Below are 18,879 nucleotides of genomic sequence, written 5' to 3'. Positions count from 1 at the left end.
CGTCGCAATTTGATGGATGATACATTTCAATGTAAATCTTCTTTTTATTTGTAGCCCCATTCGAAGAGTTGATGTCGTACGGCTTGCGCTGTCTTATATTTGTATGTAATCCGGTGTCCTTCCCGCACACCGTCGAAGCCAACACCAAACCGCTTAGTAAGAGCAGCGTCTTTAAGCAATTGCTCTTGGTGACCACCTTTATCTATCGTTTCATCGTAAACAAACACTTGATAGATGCTTCCACCAGTATCTAGCGCTGGCTCGTCAGCTTCCCATGCCACGATGATAAAGAGCTTCTTTGACTTATTGCCATCGATGAATACGCTCTTTATTTTTGGAATGGCATCACCTTCTGGCTCGTAAAAATCAACAAAAATAGCCTTTCTTTTTGCAAAACCTGTTATTTGCGCGCTTATGCCTTCTCCATTCGAAGACTTCTCAGATTTAAAATCTATGCTGACTTGTTTACATAAAAATCTTATCCGGTAACTTTGATGCTCGGCGGAAGTCGCGGTTTGGCACACAAAAAAAGTTAAACTTAAAATCACAAAAAATAATCGGGAAGCGTTTGTCCAATCTATCTTTTTCATTGATTGATCTCGCGAAAAATATGAGCGTTCCATATAGCATGGAAATTGTCTCTTCTTGCGCCATAGCTGTCCGTGTACTTATTTATGACGGCTGTGATGCGATTAACCACGTCGTCGGTAGCGCCTCATCAATCTGGAACGTCGAGGGCGGAGGACCCGCCGCCGCACTGACGTGCACCCGCCGGTAATACGCGGCAAGCCCGCCGCTGGGACGCGTACATAGCACGCCGTCACGCGCCGGCCAACCAAGGTGGACACAGGCGATGTATCCCAAACCGTCGCTATCGAGGAAGAAACTGCGATCGACCAGACCCGCCGAGACCAGATGATGCGGCATGCCCAATCGCTGCAACTGGGCCAGTTCAATGAGCGCGTCGGTCAACATCAGATGACAGGGCACGCCGCCGCCCTGTTCTTGAGGGGGATGATAGTTACCGTCTTCGTCATGCAGGCACAGGACGAATGACGGCAGCGTCGCCAGAAAATCGGGCGACATCAGCTTGTGGGAAATTTGCGAGATTCCAAAAGACATGGCGTCTACTTCGTTCTTAAGGTGGCGTTTTTCATCGGTGGTGCTATCGGGATCGAGACAAATATCGTGCAGCGAAGTACTGCAATTGATCGGACTTGCGCGCATAACCCTCGACTTCCGCACGCATCACCCCGAATGGGCTTTGCGCAGCGGCGGCTTTCCACTTGTATTGCTCGTCCGGGTCCGCCGCGCCGCAGGCTACGATGTGGAAAATATTTAATTACCCATTTCATCAATAATCATCTCAAGCTCGTCTGCTCGATCATATGTTGAATTTAATAAGAAATTTAAACTCGTCGACCTCGTTGTAACGAATTCCCCGGACACATGCTCAGATAAGAAATTGTAGTTATCGTCTTTCCAAGAAATCCATTCTCTCTGAACCTTGTCAAGGTACTTTTGATCATCAGGTGGCATTATTTTTTTTAACTCGTTGTAAGATTTATTTAATCTAGAGGTTTGTTTTTTTATCTCCGCTTCTATACAAAATGATTGCGAATTGATGTTGGTCGATTTACTAATGCATGCGTTGAATTCTTTTGAAAATTTCCGTGGCTCAGCACGAACAGAATTGAAAAAAAGTAAACCTATGGAAAACAGGAAAAACATGTTTTTTTTCATTATCAAGCCCAGTGTGTAATTTAAATTGAAAATTCACTTCACATTTAAGTGCGCATTGAAATTCGAATCAATAACGCCCTAAGCTTGTTCGTGGATGTCATCGAGGCGCTATTAGCGGGTGACGAATAGTACGACATTGTGCCGTCCGAAATAGCGTGATTCATTATCGACATTCCGCTTGGAACTGCGATCGATGCCCATTCTTTGGCTGCGGCGTATTGAGCATCATCTACCGAACCTTCTCCATCTCGCACAAACCTGGATAACGCGCCCTTCCCCGCCTTATTGAATAGAAAATCACGAAATATGCGCTCTTGCATTTTTGGATCGTATTTTTCATCTCCAGAAAGATTTAACTCAACCTTCGCCAACCTCAGCGTCGAAATAGTAGTTTGATATTTTCCTGTAGCGAATAAACGCTTGGTGTTTGTGCCAAGCAAAGGCTCTGTGGCGATAATTTCATTAATCGTCCTGTCGGTTACCGTTCCAACAGGTGGCGTTTGGTAAGAGTGGCCTACGCGTCCACCCGGCACATCTTTTGTCCCAGTGTTATAAGACTCATAGCCGCCCTCACCGCCGGAAATAATATCGCCGATTTCCTTGATTAATTCTTCAAGGCTCAAGGAAATTCTGAAAAAATTCCCCACCAACGCAATCGGATGGATGTGATAGACCACCGGACTATCCGGAAATCCGTCCACCTTGCCTTTCACCTCATCCCACCACTGCAGCGCCTTGATCCGCTGCAGTTCGCAGTGCCAGTTTTCCTTGGCCTCCTTCATCCACAGCGTCAGTGCTTCCCATCGCGCCAGGTTGCCGCCCCATTCGCTTTCGTATTTCAGGATCAGATGCGAGAGCGCTTGCGCCAGCCACGGATGGCGTAGCGCGGTCTGCAACGCCTTGGGCGTGACCTTGCCGGTGTTGGGGTTGGTGTAGCGGTGGCCGTTCTCGCGGTAGTGCTGCGCGCCAACGGTCTGTTGCAGGGTCTGGAACAGCGCGCTGCCATCCACCGCTTGCACGGCGCTGGCCCAGTCGTGTTCTTCTTTCCAGTCCGCGCCGCCGGAAGCCACGATGTTGCGTTTCAGGGCATCGGCCAGGTCGATGCCGGTGGCGTCCACGATCTCGAACCCCGCCCACGCCCACGGGCTGACGCGTTCGGTACCGGGATGATGGGTGTCCCGCAACCAGCCTTGCACGGTCTTGCCTTCGGCGGTGCCGTAGTCCACGTGGTACCACGTGTAGCCCTGGTCGTCCTGGGCTTGGGCGTCGCTCGGCAGGCCCCTGAGTTCGCTCAGGGGGAACACACGCCGATGGCCGTTGGCCGGTTCGGCCACGTGGCGCAGACTTAGCGGAAACTGGAGCCATGCGCGGGTGTTGGCATTCGCCTGGCTCAGTTGGGTGCGTTCGATCCACCGCGGCTCGGCCTTGTGGTAGGCCTGCACCCCTACGGTTTTCGGGGTGAGGTGCGGGTCGGCGTGGATCCCTTGGACTTTGACCCAACGACCCGCGATAGGACTGTCGGGGGTCACCTCGACGCGGGCGAGCGTGTATTCCGTGTAATGGCCCTCGCCCATGCAGGTATCGGGCGGCGGGAAGGTGGGTACCAGCTGCGCTCCCGGCTGGACCACCACCAAGGTTTTCTGATCGTCTGGCAGCGCCTGCGCACGTTGCCGGCTTTTTTGGAGGAATGTTTCGAAACCCCCATCGGCAAAAACTTCCAGGTGCAGCAGGGGACGCATGGGTTGGGGCGGCAGCGGCGTGGACCGTTCGTAGTCGATGTATTCGCCGAGGTGGCCCAACAGGGTGCCGGCGTTGACGGAGATGGGTTCCGATGGCACGACGACGTGGCCGAGGTCGGTAGGTTCGCTGGCGGCGTGTTGCTCGGGCAGATAGAGCCATGCGCCCTTGCGCGGCAGTTCGGGGATGTCCTGTTCGTCGCCGTTGGCGTGCTGCAGTGTGCCGACGGTGATGCTTTGTATGCGGCCCCACGGACCGCGCCGCTCGCCGATCACCACTTCACTACGCGCCGGCAGGTAACCCACCACGTCGCCGGCCCGATAGCGGCCTTTGGCCCCTTCGATGGGTTGACCACGCACGCGCGCCCCTTCGCCGCCGCCATAACGGTCGGCACTACCGATCTGCAGCGTTGGCACACCGGGCCACCAGCCGGGGCGTTTGAGCGTGTCATTCATCAGGTACGTCGCTACGTCGGCCAGGTGCAGGTAGAGGCTGTAGAGGGTCTGTGTGTCTTCGGCCGAGGGCGGCGCTTTGCTGTCCGGCAGAGGCGGCAAGGTCAGAGTGTGTCGCACCAGCACGAAGCCGGTGGCGTACATGGCCCAGCGGCCGTCTTGCGTGAAGGGCAGATGGGGGTAGGTGGCGTCGAGCTTGTAGGCCACGATCTCGCCATCGGCCAGGCAACGCACGCCGTCGGCTTGATCGACGGCAGCGGCGGTGCCGGCACCGAAGTGCACGCCGCCGTGCGGAAAGCCGTTCACGCCCACAGGGAAGTACCCATCGTCCATCCGCGCGAAGGCGTCGAAGAAGATTTGCGGGTCGGTGATTTCGTTAGAGCAGTCGGCCGTGAATGGATAACGCCAGGTGAGCGGACGCGTCGCCTGTGTGTCGTCTGGCGGGTACGCGGCAGCGGGTGACGGCGAAGCGGTTGGGGTCGAACGCGAGGGGAAAGTCATGCCGTGGTCAACGATGAGCGGGGAGAACGGGCCACGTCAGCCCGAGAATTTCGAACCGTGACGGTTCTGGGTCTGGATGTCGGACGTCCAGGGCAACTGGGCCTTGGTGGTGCTGTTGTCGGGCTCGCGACGGTCGAAGGCGGCGGCGCGTTCGTAAAAATCGCCCGGAGTGATCTGACGGATGCGATGCGGTTCAAGGCTCATGAGCGTTCCACCGACATAGAACTCGATGGCTTCCTTGGCCCTGAAAATCAGCTTTCCACTCGTGCTGGTGACGGTGATGTCCTGTTGCGCCGAAAGATCCATCGCGTCGCTCTGCGCCTGGATCTCTACCTTGCCGCGCGCGGCCATGATCTTGGCGCCCAATGTGTGTGCGAAGAGCGAGACTGCCTTTTCGGCAGCCAGGACGATGCTTCTCATCGCGTTGACGCCAAACCCGCCACCGGTGCTCAAGTTCATGTCCTTGCCGGCGGTCACGGCCACCTGATCGGGTGTTGCTACCGCTACGCCTTTGGCGGAAGACAGCAACATGACCGACTCCTTCAGCTCGCTGACGCTCTGGCGCAGCCAGGCGTTCTGCGCTTTCAAATCCGCGATCTCGGCCTTTGCTTGCGCCGCTTGCTCCGCCAGGCTTTGCGCATTGGCCAACTCGGTTTGCAGCACCTGCATGGCCGCCGTCATCTCGCGCTGTGCCCCCACCGCATTGCCCTGCTTGTCGGTGGACAACAGCAAACCGCCACCTGCGCGCACCGCGCCATAGGCATCGGTACGCAGCTCAAAGCCCTCGCCACGCTTTTGCCGCCTTAGATCGACGATGTGGCCCAGGTTCAACTGGCTGATGCCGGAGTGAGGTGTCGAGAGCATGAAGTGCTCTTCGCCTTTCCAGTCTTCAATTTCCTGGAATGCACCGCTTTGTGTGGCGATGCGATTGCGCGACATCCGGCGATCCTGATTGGTGATCAGGTCGGGGTGGATCGAGGTATGGTGGAACGCGGCGATATAGGGTTTGTTTGGATCGCCATCGCGGCATTCGATCACGGCGTAATCACCGTCCAGCGCGGGGAAGTGCATGCCAGTCTGCCGTTTGCCCGCAAAGGGTTTGGCAAGTGGTAGCGGCACACATTCGCCGCCGGGGTTCCACGGATCGAAGTCCAGATCCAGCCGAACGACGTAATGTCCAGCTTCGGTAAGAAAAGCGTACGGATAGTTGCCGGGCGATGTAATTCGGCCACTTAATGTCCCGGACACTTTGGGCCATTGGTTTTCATCGATGGGCAGCCGGAAACGGCGGTCACAAGGTATTGCCTTGAAGGCGTTGCGATACGCGTTGCTGCGTCCACCCGTGTGCGTCACTTCGGTGATGACCAGACCGTGGGGTGCTTCCGGGATATCCGTATCCGTGCGCACCACGCGCGCAGGACGCACCTCGGACGAATGACCATGGCCGGTGATCTTAAGCTGCTGAGCAAGCGCCGCCTCGTGGCGCAATTGCGCTTCCCACTTGGCCTGCGCCTGATCCAGGTGACCCGTCCCGTAACTGTAGGAGGTGCCGTAAGTGGTCGGATCCTTCCAGGCGAGATTGGCCTCGGCAGTGATGCGCTCCCATGCCGCCGCTGGATTGAACTCGGCCACCTTGAAGGCACGCTGCACGGCTTGACTGCACACTTGAAGGTCCGTGATGGCCTCCTCGCTAGCGTTCTGGCCCGACTCTTCCCGATAGGGCAAGCGAAGTTTGGGCAAATAGACGTAGTGATCGACGTCATCGGCGCATACGAAAACATCCCCGTATTTACCTTGCTCGATGTAGCAGTACATGCCCTCCTGTTCCAGCAGTTGTCGCAAGTACGCCCAATCTGAGACGCCGTATTGGAGGCGAAAGGCATGCACGGGATAGCGGCGACGCAGCTTGAAGAGGAATTGGTGGCCGCGCAGCCCGTGCTTGCGCAGCAGGCTCTCGATGATCCCCGGCGCGTCCTGATTCTGGAAGGTGCGGAAAGCGCGGGTCAGGCGCATGCGCGCTACATGCGGTTCGACGACCAGCTGATATGTCCACTGGTCCTTGCTGCGGCTGACGCGGTTGAAATGGGTCACGCAGCCTGACCACAGGCGGGTGTCCTCGCCTTCGTCGCGCGTGATTTTGAACATCGCATCCTTGCTGACGAAATCCTCGCCAGTCAACAATTCTGGATGGGTGGCGATGATGACGATGCGATACGTGTCACCGAGCGCCTCGCGCAGTTCGAACGATGCGATGTCGAGCGGCACGGCAAGCGGCGTGCCCACGACATGAATAAAATAACGTTGATGAATCCGCTGTGCGATCGCGGATGAGAGAAGCCCCGGATCCGGCATGACAAAGTCTCTATGGTGCGACACCGCGGAAATGCGATGTTACTCACAGGTGTCATCACCGGGACGGTGGAATTGTCTGATAGTAGTGGCGGTGTCTGCTATAGGATTTCCTGACATCGAACAGACGTCCGCGGAGCTTGAAAGGAATTGCCCATGCCTTCTTTATTCACCCGAACCGATGCAAAAATAACTACCTCCGCGCAACCAGGCCATGACGACCGCATTGCTCATCATCGACGTCCAACAAGCACTTTGCACGGGCAAATACGCTGCATTCGATATCGACAACATAATCGGACGCATCAATACGCTCGGCGAAACGGCAAGGTCTTCAGCCCTACCCGTGTTCATCATTCAACATGAAGAAGATGAAGAATCTTTTCGCTATGGTTCGCCGGGTTGGCAGCTCGCCGAAGAGTTGAGGGTGACGCCGGACGATGTCCGCCTGCGCAAGACCACACCCGATTCGTTCCATCGAACTCCCTTGCATGAGCTGCTGCAACAGCGCGGCGTGACAAGGCTCGTGATAGTCGGCCTGCAAACCGACTTCTGCATAGACACCACGGTTCGCCGCGCACTCTCCCTGGGTTACGCGGTGACGCTTGTGTCCGATGCGCACACCACACTCGATAACGATGTGCTTACTGCCGCGCAAATCATTGCCCACCATAACGCCACCCTCGCGCAGATGATGAGTTTCGGTCCAGGTATCGACGTGCTGCCTACCCAACAGGTGCGGATGGGCACGTGAACGCTACCCGGGATGGGGCGCATGGATCGCTGAGCGCTGTACGGCAGAGCCATGGTGCAGATCGGCACTTGTCTTACTCGCTCGCACAGCCGGCTTTCTCCAACAGCTCGGCGAGTGCGTCGGCCAGTTCGTGCTGGCGAAAGGGTTTGGCCAGCCGGGGCAGATCGCTGCTGATGCGATCCTTGAGGGAAGCAAAGCCGGTAATCATGAGGGCGGGCAATGTCGGTCGTAAACGAGAGACTTCCTGCGCCAATTCGACGCCGGTCATGCCGGGCATCGCGTAATCGGTAATCAAGGCGTCTATCTCCAGGCCCTCCCTCAGCATGCCCAGCGCCTGATGGCCGGACGACGCCTGATAGACGATGTAACCGGCGTCCATCAGCATTTCGGCGGTACCGGCCCGCACCAGCTCTTCATCGTCCACCAACAATACGGGCGTGGACTGCACACGACGAAGCTCTCTCCTGTCTGTCACTTGTTCCATGTGCAGATCAATTTGTTCGGAAGATACCGGCAACCATAAGGTGGCGGTGGTGCCCAATCCTGGTGTGCTGGCAAGGGCAAAGTCGCCGCCCGATTGCGCGGCGAGGCCGTGCACCATCGATAAGCCGAGTCCTGTGCCCTGCCCCTTTGCCTTGGTAGTGAAGAAGGGTTCGACGGCTCGCTTGATGGTCTTGGTGTCCATGCCGACGCCGGTATCCGACACGGCGACGCGTATGTATCGGCCGTTCGCGAGTTTTGACTGCTCCACCTCCTCTTCTGCGACGGTGACCTTCAGCTCTCCACCATCCGGCATGGCATCCCGCGCATTGACGGCCAGGTTGAGCAAGGCGAGTTCGAATTGATTGGGATCGATCATGGCCGGCGAAAGATCGGCCGCACATTCAATCTTGAGGATGACCTGCGGTCCCAGCGAGCGAGTCAAGAGGTCCTCCATGCCGTTCACCAGGTGGCGAACATTGATCGGACGCGCCTCAAGATGCTGTCGCCGCGCAAAGGCAAGCAGGCGCTGGACCAGCGTGCGTGCGCGTTCGGCCGCCTGTAGTCCTGCCGTGATCAGCTTTCTGATGCGTTGGTCGCTCTCGTGATAGCGGGAGAGCATGTCGAGCGCACCGACGATGGGTGTCAGCAGATTGTTGAAATCGTGCGCTACGCCGCCAGTGAGCTGGCCGATGGTTTCCAGCTTCTGCATTTCATGCACGCGGGCAAGTGCTGCTTCACGCTGATCGACGGCTTGCGTCACGCGCTCGGCCAATTCCCGATTGAGGAGCTGCAGCTCCGTTTCGGCCCGCTTGCGCATGGTCACATCTTTAAGCAACACGGCAACCTGGCGTCGCTCGGGGGGATCCATCCTGAAAGCGGCAAGCTCCAGATAGCGGCCGGTCGTGGATAGCTCGCGCTCAAAGCGTACGGGCTCGCCGGTAAGAAGCACGCGGCGGTATATCTCGACCCATCCGTCGGCGTCCTTCGGAATCATGGCGCGCAAGCGCTTGCCCACGATATCGGCAATACCCGTATTGGTGGCAAACGCGGGATTTGCTTCGACATGCACGTAATCACTCAACGGCCCATGCGGGCCGTCGAAGAGCTCGATCACGCAAAAGCCCTCGTCTATTTCGTCGAACAGCGTTTTATATTTTGCTTCGCTTGCGGCAAGCCGCAGCTCTGTCCGGCGCCGCTCTTCAACATCAATGAGTACTCCGGGAAAAGCGATGGGGGTACCGTCTTCTGCTGTTTCGACGCGGCCGTTCGCTTCGACCCAATAGTAATTGCCGTCTGCGCGGCACACCCGGTACTGATGCGCATAATGCCCTGCTTGCCTGACCACGCCCTCGATGGTTTTTTGGAGCCCGGGCCTGTCCTCCGGATGGACGGAGGCCATGACTTGCTCAAGGCACAGGTTTTCGCGATCGAGCGCCGGATCTACGCCGAAGTTGATCGCAAACTTTTCGTCCGCGGTAAATTTGCCGGTGGATAGATCCCAAAACCACGTACCGATAATGGCGCCGGCGGCGAGCGCCAGTTGTACACGCTCAGCATCTTGTCGCTGGCGCGCTTCGCTTTCACGAAGCAACGTTTCGGCTCGCGCGCGCTCCGCCGCTGCCCAGGTCCGTTCGACGACTGTGCGAGCAAAGTCAACGTCCTCGTCCATCCATCCGTGCGATAGCGAGGGCTGCACCGAAAACAAGCCGACGATCTGGCTGTTGCGTAAGGCGGGAATGTCGAGCGCGGCTGTTGCCGAGGCCCCCTCTCCGAGGCGTTTTTCATCGGCTTCATACCGTGCTGCCTTGCTTACGCTCCCGTCGACATAGTGAATGCCTGTCGTCATCAGCTCGCGACTCAGCAAGTCGGCGGCGACACGCCGCGCTGATTCGGTGCTGTCGATGAGCCGCAGTGCGTCTTCCAACTGCAACAGCGCCGCCTGGCGTCTGGCCCCGAGCACGCGTTGCGTCGTCTCCGAAACAATGCACAGGACGCCACCGACCGAGCCGTCGGCCTCCGGAACCGCTGAATAGGAGATATCGAAGTAAACCGTCTCTCCGTATCCACGTCGCTCGATATAGAAGGGACGATCCTTGGCGGAAAACGTCTTGCCTGTTTCACGGACACCGCGCAGCAGCGGTTCCAGATCGTCCCATAATTCAGTCCAGCTTTCCTCGGCAGGACGGCCCAATGCATGAGGGTGCTTGTCGCCGATAGTGAAGGCGTAGGCATCGTTGTAGAGCGCAACGAACTGAGTGCCCCAGAACAGGACGATCTGCGCGTCGGTCGCCAGCAACATACCCACCGTCGTTCGCAGACTTGAAGACCATGTATTCAGCGATCCGAGGGGCGAGCGTGACCAATCGAGGCGCCGGAAAAGCGTCGCCACCTCGCTGGTGTCATGGGATGGCAGATTCATATGCATGGGATTGGCAGCCGCATGGTTGGGCATCAGGCCAGCTCTCTTAAAATGGAAACGTCAGCTATCACCGAATCATCCGCCCGAACCCTCATATGCGCGGTTGCGACCCTTCATGCGCCTGTCGCCGGGATGCGGAGGCGCCCCTTTTCGCCGCGTGCAGGCCAGCCCCCTTCACATAGCGAATTTCCTGTCGAATCTCCGCGAAATTTTCATGATCCGGGACATCTATGTCCCAGGATCGGGCAAATTCCTTGGGACAAGCTCAAGCATCCAGGGAACTGATCCCGGCTGGCGAATGCATCGAACGATTTATTTATTGCGTAATCGACCACCCGGCATCACGCCTGTCTTCCAGACGTCGCGGCTCAGGCGTAGCTTTTCACGGGTAAGGTTAGGTCTCCGTGTGCGTGTTGAAGCACTTGATGCTCCACGCCAAGCGAAAAATCATCCCGAGAAATAATGACCATGTTTTCTTTTCAACAAAAATCCGTACTGATCGTGGGTGGAAGTTCCGGTATCGGCGAAGCGGCAGCCCTTGCCTTTGCCGAACGAGGCGCCAGGGTCACGATTGCCTCCCGCCATCAAGACAAACTGACCATGGCGGCAAGCCGTATCGGCCATGAGGTATCGACGGCCATGTTGGATACGGCTGACGAGCAGGCCATTGCAGCGTTTTTTGAACGCATGGCTCCGTTCGATCACATCGTGATATCGGCTTCGCAAACACGAACCGGCTCCGTGCGCGAGCTATCACTGGAGGACGCTTACGCCTCGATGAACAGCAAGTTCTGGGGTGCGTATCGCATCGCTAAGATGGCGCGTATCAACAACGCCGGCTCTCTTACCTTGGTATCGGGCTACCGGAGTGGTCGTCCATCGGCGACGTCGGTTCTGCAAGGCGCCATCAATGCGGCATTGGATGGGTTGGCGCGCGGGCTCGCCATGGAGCTGGCGCCGATACGCGTGAACTCGGTTTCGCCGGGTCTCATCGCTACGCCGCTGTGGTCCGGGATGAGCGAAGAAGCGCGCGCGAACATGTATCGGTCAGCGCAAGAGCAGCTTCCTGCTCGACGTGTCGGAACGCCGGAAGATGTTGCCAACGCGATTCTTTATCTGGCCGGCACGCCTTATGCAACGGGCTCGACTGTCTTGATCGATGGCGGGGGCACGATCGCGTGATATGCCGTGCCTTGTCGCCTACGTCGCTCGGCGGGTATCGCCTGAAGTCATGGGCGCTGTAGGCATGTGACGGATGCCGTCGGCGCAGAGGCTTGGATTTGCCGAATAGATGCCTATATCCCATCGGGTGGATGGATGTCCTGGGCTCCCTTGCATCGTCGATGCATCGCCCGTGCCTTGTCTGGTCGTTCTTTTTCTAGGTCTTAAAGCATGTCCGTTCCATCCACAGCATCACCGCATTTGTCCAAGACGACGCTGTTTGCCATGGCGTCAGCGACTGGGTTGGCGGTGGCCAATATCTATTACAACCAACCGATGTTGGAAGTGATGAGGGACAACCTGGGCGATCCACGCGTGAGCGGCTGGATTCCCATGTTGACGCAGTTGGGCTATGCGGCCGGTTTGCTGTTTCTGTTGCCGCTGGGCGACATGCTCGAACGGCGCCGCTTGATCGTCGTCCAGTTTCTGGCACTGGCGGCGGCGCTGGTGCTGGCAGCCATGGCGCCTGGACTTGCGGCGCTGGCCGCCGCTTCCGTGCTGGTCGGCGCCGCATCCACGGTGGCGCAGCAGATCGTGCCATTTGCCACGATCCTCGCCGCGCCGGAAAAACGCGGCGCCGCCATCGGTGCGGTGATGAGCGGCCTGTTCACGGGGATCTTGCTCAGCCGTACGTTGGCCGGCGTGGTTTCCAGCATGGCAGGTTGGCGCACCATGTTCTGGCTGGCCGTGCCGATCGCCGTCCTCGGTGCCATCCTCATGGCACGCTCATTGCCGGCGCATCATCCGCGCGAACGCGTGCGCTACGGTGAACTGCTGGCTTCGCTAGGCAAGCTCTGGACGGGTGAGCCGGTGCTGCGCCGCTCGGCGATGATTCAGGCGCTGCAGTTCGCATCGTTCTCCGCCTTCTGGACCACGCTCGCCCTGCGCCTGGCACAGCCACCGCTTCATCTCGGCGCGGCAGCGGCAGGTCTGTTTGGCATCGTGGGCGCGGTCGGTATTGCGATGGCGCCGATCGCAGGTCGCATCGCGGATAACCGGGGCCCCGCGCCCGTTATCGCGCTCGGTGCGATAGCCACCCTTCTGGCCTGGGTGGTCTTCGGCACCTGGCCCAACCTGTGGGGCCTGGTTGCCGGCGTCATCGTGTTGGATTTTGGCGTGCAGATCTCGCTCGTCTCCAATCAGCACGTCATCTATGGCCTGCATCCGGAGTACAAGAGCCGCCTCAATACGCTGTTCATGACCACCATGTTTGTCGGAGGTGCCGTGGGTTCCCTTGCCGCGGCTTCAGCATGGGGGCACTTTGGCTGGAAAGGTGTCACGTTGCTTGGCGGCGTATTACCGGTGGGATCACTGGCCATGAGCCTGCTGCATTGGCGGCCTGGTCGCGAGACACAGCCCGTGGGCTGACGGCACGGCGCGCTCCATCGTGAAGGTCATCATCCTTTTGGGGGATAACCGCGACTCCCTCCGTTTGATATTTCTCGCACCATGGTTTCGCAGTGACGGAACGATGCGGAAAATGGTTCGTAAGGGTAATGAAAGGCGCCATATAAAAAGCAGGCATACACTCTCTCAAATGAAGAGTGACGCATGACTTGGTGCTCGAATTCGGTGCGTTGAAACAACAAATGCTTTCGCGTGCCTGACAGATAAAAACCGGCCTTCCAGAATGATCGGAGACGCGTGGATATCTGCTGGCGTGTTCTTAGAAAGTCACTTGCGCGTCGGGTAGCGTGCCCCAATAACGGAGCAACTCGTTTGGTTCAGGACGCTCGGTGTTCGATGGAAAAAGCCCTGTCGAGTGCAGTGCAGCGGGCGATAACAACCGGATCGTGATGCGCTTTACCGGCTCGCTGCAAGACATGACTGACGCATCGGTTCTACGGCTTTGCGCAACGGGCACATCGAACGCATTCGTTACGTCCTGACACGACGATGGAACATGTTTTTCTTAGTGCCAACACCGGTGTTCGTAAAACACAGAAAACGGACGATCGGTTTTAATGGACAAGCCCATGACGCAAAAAATAAAAGCCGGCTCGGAAGCGCATAAAACGCTTTTCTGTAAACAATTCATGGATACGTATCAGGACTACAACCCTGAGACGCTGCCCTGGCCAACACTGAGCGATGCTGATTTGGAACGCCTGCGTGGCGTGCCTTTCTGGCAGGAGGTCTACCATACGGAGCGCCGTGCCGGCGCTATCGTGGATGCCTTTACGCCACACGTTACCGATCCGGTGGTGCGTGAGGCCATCGCGATGCAAGGCTTCGAGGAGAGGCGTCACGCGGATCTGATCCGCGTGATGATCGAGCGCTACGGCATCGATGCCAGTGCACAGCCATTGGAAGCTTTTCCGGCGGATCTCGAAACGGCATTCATCGATTTCGGTTTTGGCGAATGCCTCGATTCCTTTCTTGGCTTCGGTGCATTCAAATCCGCGCGGCAATCGGAATTCCTGCCCGACAGCCTGTTCGATATCTTCGACATGCTGATGTTCGAAGAGACCCGGCATATCGTGTTCTTCATCAACTATATGGCCTGGCGCGAAAAGCAACGTGGCCTGGGACCGATTCGTCGCGCCGCAAAATCCCTGCGGTTCTATGCACGCGCCGGTGGTCGCCTGATGGGCATGGTCAAGCGCGGACAGGAACCGAACGACGGAAAGGATTTCGCGGTGACGCAAGCCAACCTGTTTCTGGAAGGTTTCTCGTTCCGCGGCTTCGTCGAAGACTGCTATCGCGAAAACGCTCGCCGCATGAGCGTGTTCGATCCGGACCTCATGCAGCCGCGTTTGCTTCCATCCATTGCCGGTTTGGCGCTGCGCGGTCTGAAGGCATGGGATAAGGCGCGCGCACCATTGCGCAAGTCTCCGCCGGCCAATCAATCGGCCTGATTGATCTCACGTCGAGGGCGATCCCGTCTCCTGGAAAACGGATGCTGGAGCACGGGCGCCATGAAGGCTGTTCTTCTCAGCACATGGCAAGAGGTTCGCTGGCGCCGAAGCACTCGGCGCCAGCGGTACTTCCAAATGATCGAATAACGGGAACGTGTCAACGACGCACACATGCGTCGAATCCCACTTTTTAGCCTGCGCTTTTTCCCGGGCGCTTGCTCAAGCGTCGTTACAAGCGCCCGGCCATGCCGAGGCCAGCATCGCTTTCTCAATGCCTGACAGGTTGCCTCGTGCGACGCCAGAAGGCGACTTCAAGCGCAATCGCCACTGCAAGCAACACGGAACCGCTGAGAGGCGCTCCAAAGAACAGCGGTCCCATGCCGATGAGATAGAAAATGCCGGCGGCGACCAGGAGCAACAGGCTGATGAGATGACGCATGAATACACCTCTTTCGGTTACTGCAACCTAACGTCCGAATCGCACTATACGCCTGGCAAGCCGGGCACCGTGTGATAAGGACCAAGGTCAGAAATAATCCTTGGCCCTGATTTGCCGGCTGGCGCCTGTCGCCATCTTGAACGTGACGACATCACCGCCATGCGCGAAGCGTAACTGGGTGAGCGCTGCAGGCGTCCAGTCCTGGCCCGGCTTTTGATCAATCGCGCCGACCTGCTCGCCAGCCTTGAAACCAGCTGCCTGGGCCGGACTGCCTGGCGCAACAAAATCCACCACTACACCGGCACCTTGTCTGCTCAGGTACAAGCCCAGCCGGTCTTTGTCGAACGGTGCCTTTTCCATCCCAGCGTAAGGCGCGGCGTACATGCGCTGGTGGGGATAGTCGACAATTAAGTGAAACCGAGAAAGCAGAGCCAGGCCGATGTTGCCCGAGATCAATGGGGAATCACTCCCTCGCACGGCATTGGACGGGAACACTGCCGGCACGTGGGTGAAGTCGACACCGGCAAATCGGATATCACGCAAGCTCGCCACCGGTTCCTGCGGACGCTGGCCACCCAGGCCGCCGCCAAGCCTGATCGAAGCAGGCCTGTTCTGCAGCAAGTGATGCGCTTCGACATAAGGCTCATACACCGTAACGGGGGCGGGATCGCCCAAGAACCATTCAAACGGAACGGGAGCCGCGCCTTCCACGGAAACAGGAACGGTGCGCGCGTCCAGGCGCCGCAGCAACGGTATATCCACGGCATCGCGTGGCAGCTTGATCGTCGATTGCGGATCTTGAAAAGCAATGCGGTGATGCGCGAAGTCGATGTCGACCACGACCTGATTGAACAAGTCATCGCTCAAGATAAATGGCACATACAGGGGATCGGTGCGTTTGGCGCCGAGTGCGACGACAGACGTCCTGACACGCCGTAGCGTGAGATCGCCCAGTTGGACCTGCACGTCGACATCCCCCGCCGCGTTGGTCCTGGTGGGTGGCTTGAAACCGATGGAGGCCGCGAAGTCCTTATCGATATAGGAGGTGTCGGCGCCGTCGATGAGCTTCACCCACACTTCCTGACCGTTGACCTTCGCCGGAATCAGGATGCTTCTGCCACCGGCAAAATCGAAGTTGATCCAGCCGGTTGAAGACGTGCCGTTTCTAAAGGTCGCCGCGTGCACTGGCACCCCATGCATAAACGGAGGCATCGGCGTGGAAGCTGCCGTGCCGGCTATCCATAACGCGGTGAAACAGATGAGAAAACGCATGGGATGCCTCTTATCTATCTGCCAATTAGCTAGCCGATCAGGGACGAACCTTGCCGGTGTCAATGCCGCTTTCCCCGCCGCGCGCAGAAGAGGCGGCCGTTCCCGGCGAGTTGACGCCCATCAATTAGCGCGGCGATACGGCGGTATTCACTATCTGCGTTCGAAGGACGGCCCCGTCTGCCATGGAGATGGGCCTGCCGCTCACCGATCATAGCCCCCAGGCTGCACGCTGTCTGCTGCCGGTGCCTGCTTCGAAAGCGCGGATTCGAGCGATATGTAGTGCTAAGGTGCACGGCGTCTGGATGGCTAAGCGAGGGGCAAAGCTCATGACTGATAAAGGAAACGCCAAGCATGGCTACCGGGTTCCTCCTATCCGCGCCCTCGATCCGACGCGGCTGAACTGGTTGTGGCGATTGTTTTGCGATGTCGGCTATATATCGGCCAGTGACGTGCTGGCTGCCTTGAAGAAGGCAGGTGTCGAGGTCAGTCGCGAACGCGTCACGGGCTGGATGAACATGGAAGACGAGGAAAACTATTTTCCCTTGACCATCGCGGAGATCGAACAGAATCTCCGCGCCTTGCAGCATGCACGCGGGCATGACCTTGACGACCTGGCAGCACCCGGCAAAAACGCGCCGAACCCCGATGCATCCGGAGACACCCCGTAAGATGTCCCCGGAACATTCGCAGCGCGAAACGACGCGTTACGGCGTCGGTGACAGCGCCAACGATTGCACGGTCACCGGCAACGCCGTGCCTTGGATGAAGGGTGCGTGCGGCGTCACTTCCAGTTCCATCGCATAAGGATGCGTCGAGCGGTCACGATGGACACGCAACGTCTGCTCCGCCGTCTTCGCTGTCGCGCCGGCGAGATTCAGTGGATAGGCATGCCCATCGACCCAAAGATCCATGCGTGTGGGTTCGGATGACGGTATGTAGTGAACAGTGATGTCGTAACTGGCAGCGCTGGCATCCATCTGCCAATCCAATTTGTACAGCGTTGCGGGCGCCTCGTAACCTTCCCCGTTGTAGTTGAGGTAATGCTCTGCCTGCGCTGGCAATAGTTGGAAATGGCCGCCCGGTGACGCTGCAATCATCTCTGGACGAACGCGCAGCGGCCCCTTGAAAGGCAGCACCAGCACGGGCATGAAAGCATCCACATCGGTACGGCCGGCATCCACCGTAGGCCAGTGCGCAAGGTGATTCAGTGAGACCGTCACATCGTGACCACTGCGCGCGACGCTCACCGTTGCCGTGGGCGAACCAAGCCGATAGGCACGGTCGAAATCCGTATCCGCCACGCCGGGAATACGCAGCCGATGATCCGCCGGTAATTTGTTCACGAATAGATACAAGGCATGCGGCCCGACCGTCGCATAGCCAAATGCCACCTGGGCAAACGGCTGCTTGCGTGTGGCATAAATAGCTTTTCCGTTGCGTTGCAGCCACGCGCCCATGCCCTTGAGCACCTGCGCTTCATACGGCACGACGGAACCATCGCCTTCCGGTCCGATGTTGAGAATGTAATTGCCGCCCTGGCTGACCACTCGCACCAGGCGGGTGATGTTTTCACGAATCTTCCCGGGCAGGTCCGTACGGTTTTCCCAGGAACGATAACCCCAGGTATCCGGAAACATGGATGCCGGCGCCTGCCACGGCAATTCCATCGCGACATCGGGCTCGCCGTTATCGCCCATGACGGCGAAATCGCCGTAGTTATTCCACACGCGGCCGGAAATCATCGTCTGTGGCTGCAGGTCATGCACGGTGCTCGCAAAGTGTGCGCTTTGCGCGGGCGTCGGCTTGCCCATGTCGAACCAGATCTCGGAAATAGGTCCGTAGTGGCTTAGCAATTCTTCGATCTGAGCGACATTGAACGCCTCCTGCGAGGGCGTAATCGGATTGCTGTTGCCTTCGATATAGGTATTGCCGCCGGGGTGATGCCAGTCGATGGTGGAGTAGTACACGCCGAATTTCAGGCCGCCGCGCGCGCATGCATCAGCGAGTTGCTTGACGATGTCCTGATGGTAAGGCGTGTCGTCCACCACGTTGTAGCGCGTCAATGCGGTGTGAAACATGTTGAAGCCGTCGTGATGCTTGGCTGTGATCACGATGAACTTGATGCCGGCGGCCTTCGCGAGCGCCACGATGGCGTCAGGGTCGAAATGCACGGGATCGAATTGTTTGGCCAGCGCTTCGTATTGCTTGGGCGGGATCGGGCCGTTGGCGAGAATCTGTTCGCTATAGCCGTTGTTTATGCGTTTTCCCTGCCACATGCCGCCTGCGACGGCATACAGGCCGAAGTGGATGAACATGCCGAACTTGCGGTCCCGCCACGCCTTGATCGTCTCTGCGCTCGGGCCTGGACCCGGCGGCGGTTGCGGCTCATCGAGAGGACGTCGCAACGCGGGGGCGGCATCGATCACCGGCGTTGGCAGCGATCCTGCCGAAACACACTGCGACCACCACGCCAAGGCCAGTAACACGCCCCATGCGGCTCGTTTGGTCAAAACACCCTTCCCCATGCCGTTTTCCTTATTGCTCTATCGAATCACGGAGCCAAACACTTTACCCGCTTCATCGCGCCATCGCGTCTGCCACATGGCCTATCGGACGTGAAAGCCGGCACGCTTTTTGTCGCGATGCCCGGC

The 18,879-nt window shown here is 58.2% G+C and carries 14 protein-coding genes; 5 read left to right on the top strand and 9 right to left on the bottom strand.

Features of this window, described 5'->3' with window-relative positions; all coding sequences use genetic code 11:
- Positions 1-44 precede the first annotated feature (44 nt).
- The 5 genes from AC4HNJ_RS16955 to AC4HNJ_RS16935 all read right to left on the bottom strand — a co-directional run bounded on the left by AC4HNJ_RS16955 (position 45) and on the right by AC4HNJ_RS16935 (position 6,785).
- A complete protein-coding gene (locus AC4HNJ_RS16955) occupies positions 45-590 on the bottom strand; it encodes a hypothetical protein (protein ID WP_490480782.1) in 546 nt (181 codons plus the stop codon).
- Positions 591-672: 82 nt separating this feature from the next.
- Entirely contained in the window at positions 673-1,122 is a 450-nt protein-coding gene (locus tag AC4HNJ_RS16950) for a hypothetical protein (RefSeq protein ID WP_490480781.1), read from the bottom strand.
- A gap of 216 nt (positions 1,123-1,338) precedes the next feature.
- On the bottom strand, positions 1,339-1,731 hold the full coding sequence (locus AC4HNJ_RS16945; RefSeq protein WP_490480780.1) for a lysozyme inhibitor LprI family protein: 393 nt from the start codon (positions 1,729-1,731) through the stop codon (positions 1,339-1,341).
- A gap of 56 nt (positions 1,732-1,787) precedes the next feature.
- On the bottom strand, positions 1,788-4,139 hold the full coding sequence (locus tag AC4HNJ_RS16940) for a hypothetical protein (RefSeq protein WP_490480779.1): 2,352 nt from the start codon (positions 4,137-4,139) through the stop codon (positions 1,788-1,790).
- A 330-nt stretch (positions 4,140-4,469) separates the two neighbouring features.
- Positions 4,470-6,785, bottom strand: coding sequence for a type VI secretion system Vgr family protein (locus AC4HNJ_RS16935; RefSeq protein WP_490480778.1), 2,316 nt, complete (start codon positions 6,783-6,785; stop codon positions 4,470-4,472).
- A gap of 211 nt (positions 6,786-6,996) precedes the next feature.
- Here AC4HNJ_RS16935 and AC4HNJ_RS16930 point away from each other — a divergent pair, with 211 nt between their 5' ends.
- Complete coding sequence (locus AC4HNJ_RS16930; protein ID WP_490480777.1) at positions 6,997-7,536, top strand: cysteine hydrolase family protein; 540 nt, start codon at positions 6,997-6,999, stop codon at positions 7,534-7,536.
- A 73-nt stretch (positions 7,537-7,609) separates the two neighbouring features.
- Here AC4HNJ_RS16930 and AC4HNJ_RS16925 read toward each other — a convergent pair whose 3' ends face one another.
- A complete protein-coding gene (locus AC4HNJ_RS16925; protein WP_490480776.1) occupies positions 7,610-10,471 on the bottom strand; it encodes an ATP-binding protein in 2,862 nt (953 codons plus the stop codon).
- Between the two features lie 435 nt (positions 10,472-10,906).
- On the opposite strand from AC4HNJ_RS16925, the gene AC4HNJ_RS16920 reads away from it, so the two are divergent.
- The 3 genes from AC4HNJ_RS16920 to AC4HNJ_RS16910 all read left to right on the top strand — a co-directional run bounded on the left by AC4HNJ_RS16920 (position 10,907) and on the right by AC4HNJ_RS16910 (position 14,517).
- Positions 10,907-11,620 (top strand): SDR family oxidoreductase, encoded by a 714-nt coding sequence (locus tag AC4HNJ_RS16920; protein ID WP_490480775.1) that lies wholly within the window; start codon positions 10,907-10,909, stop codon positions 11,618-11,620.
- 210 nt (positions 11,621-11,830) lie between these two features.
- The gene (locus AC4HNJ_RS16915) at positions 11,831-13,027 is read left to right on the top strand and encodes an MFS transporter (protein ID WP_490480774.1); all 1,197 of its coding nucleotides are present in this window, start codon (positions 11,831-11,833) and stop codon (positions 13,025-13,027) included.
- 608 nt (positions 13,028-13,635) lie between these two features.
- Positions 13,636-14,517, top strand: coding sequence for a ferritin-like domain-containing protein (locus AC4HNJ_RS16910; protein ID WP_490480773.1), 882 nt, complete (start codon positions 13,636-13,638; stop codon positions 14,515-14,517).
- A 268-nt stretch (positions 14,518-14,785) separates the two neighbouring features.
- On the opposite strand, the gene AC4HNJ_RS16905 is transcribed toward AC4HNJ_RS16910, so the two are convergent.
- Both AC4HNJ_RS16905 and AC4HNJ_RS16900 read right to left on the bottom strand, forming a co-directional pair.
- Complete coding sequence (locus AC4HNJ_RS16905; RefSeq protein WP_490480772.1) at positions 14,786-14,956, bottom strand: glycosyl transferase family 39; 171 nt, start codon at positions 14,954-14,956, stop codon at positions 14,786-14,788.
- Between the two features lie 87 nt (positions 14,957-15,043).
- Positions 15,044-16,228: a retropepsin-like aspartic protease gene (locus AC4HNJ_RS16900; RefSeq protein WP_490480771.1), complete on the bottom strand. Its 1,185-nt coding sequence runs from the start codon at positions 16,226-16,228 to the stop codon at positions 15,044-15,046.
- A 326-nt stretch (positions 16,229-16,554) separates the two neighbouring features.
- Here AC4HNJ_RS16900 and AC4HNJ_RS16895 point away from each other — a divergent pair, with 326 nt between their 5' ends.
- On the top strand, positions 16,555-16,896 hold the full coding sequence (locus tag AC4HNJ_RS16895; RefSeq protein WP_490480770.1) for a hypothetical protein: 342 nt from the start codon (positions 16,555-16,557) through the stop codon (positions 16,894-16,896).
- 36 nt (positions 16,897-16,932) lie between these two features.
- Here the strand turns inward: AC4HNJ_RS16895 and AC4HNJ_RS16890 are convergent, their stop codons facing one another.
- The gene (locus AC4HNJ_RS16890) at positions 16,933-18,738 is read right to left on the bottom strand and encodes an alpha-L-fucosidase (protein ID WP_490480769.1); all 1,806 of its coding nucleotides are present in this window, start codon (positions 18,736-18,738) and stop codon (positions 16,933-16,935) included.
- Positions 18,739-18,879: the final 141 nt, after the last annotated feature.

This window comes from Dyella sp. SYSU CM1112, assembly GCF_058216415.1.
Note: the sequence above shows the minus strand (reverse complement) of the source record. Positions and strands in the feature narration are given on the sequence as shown.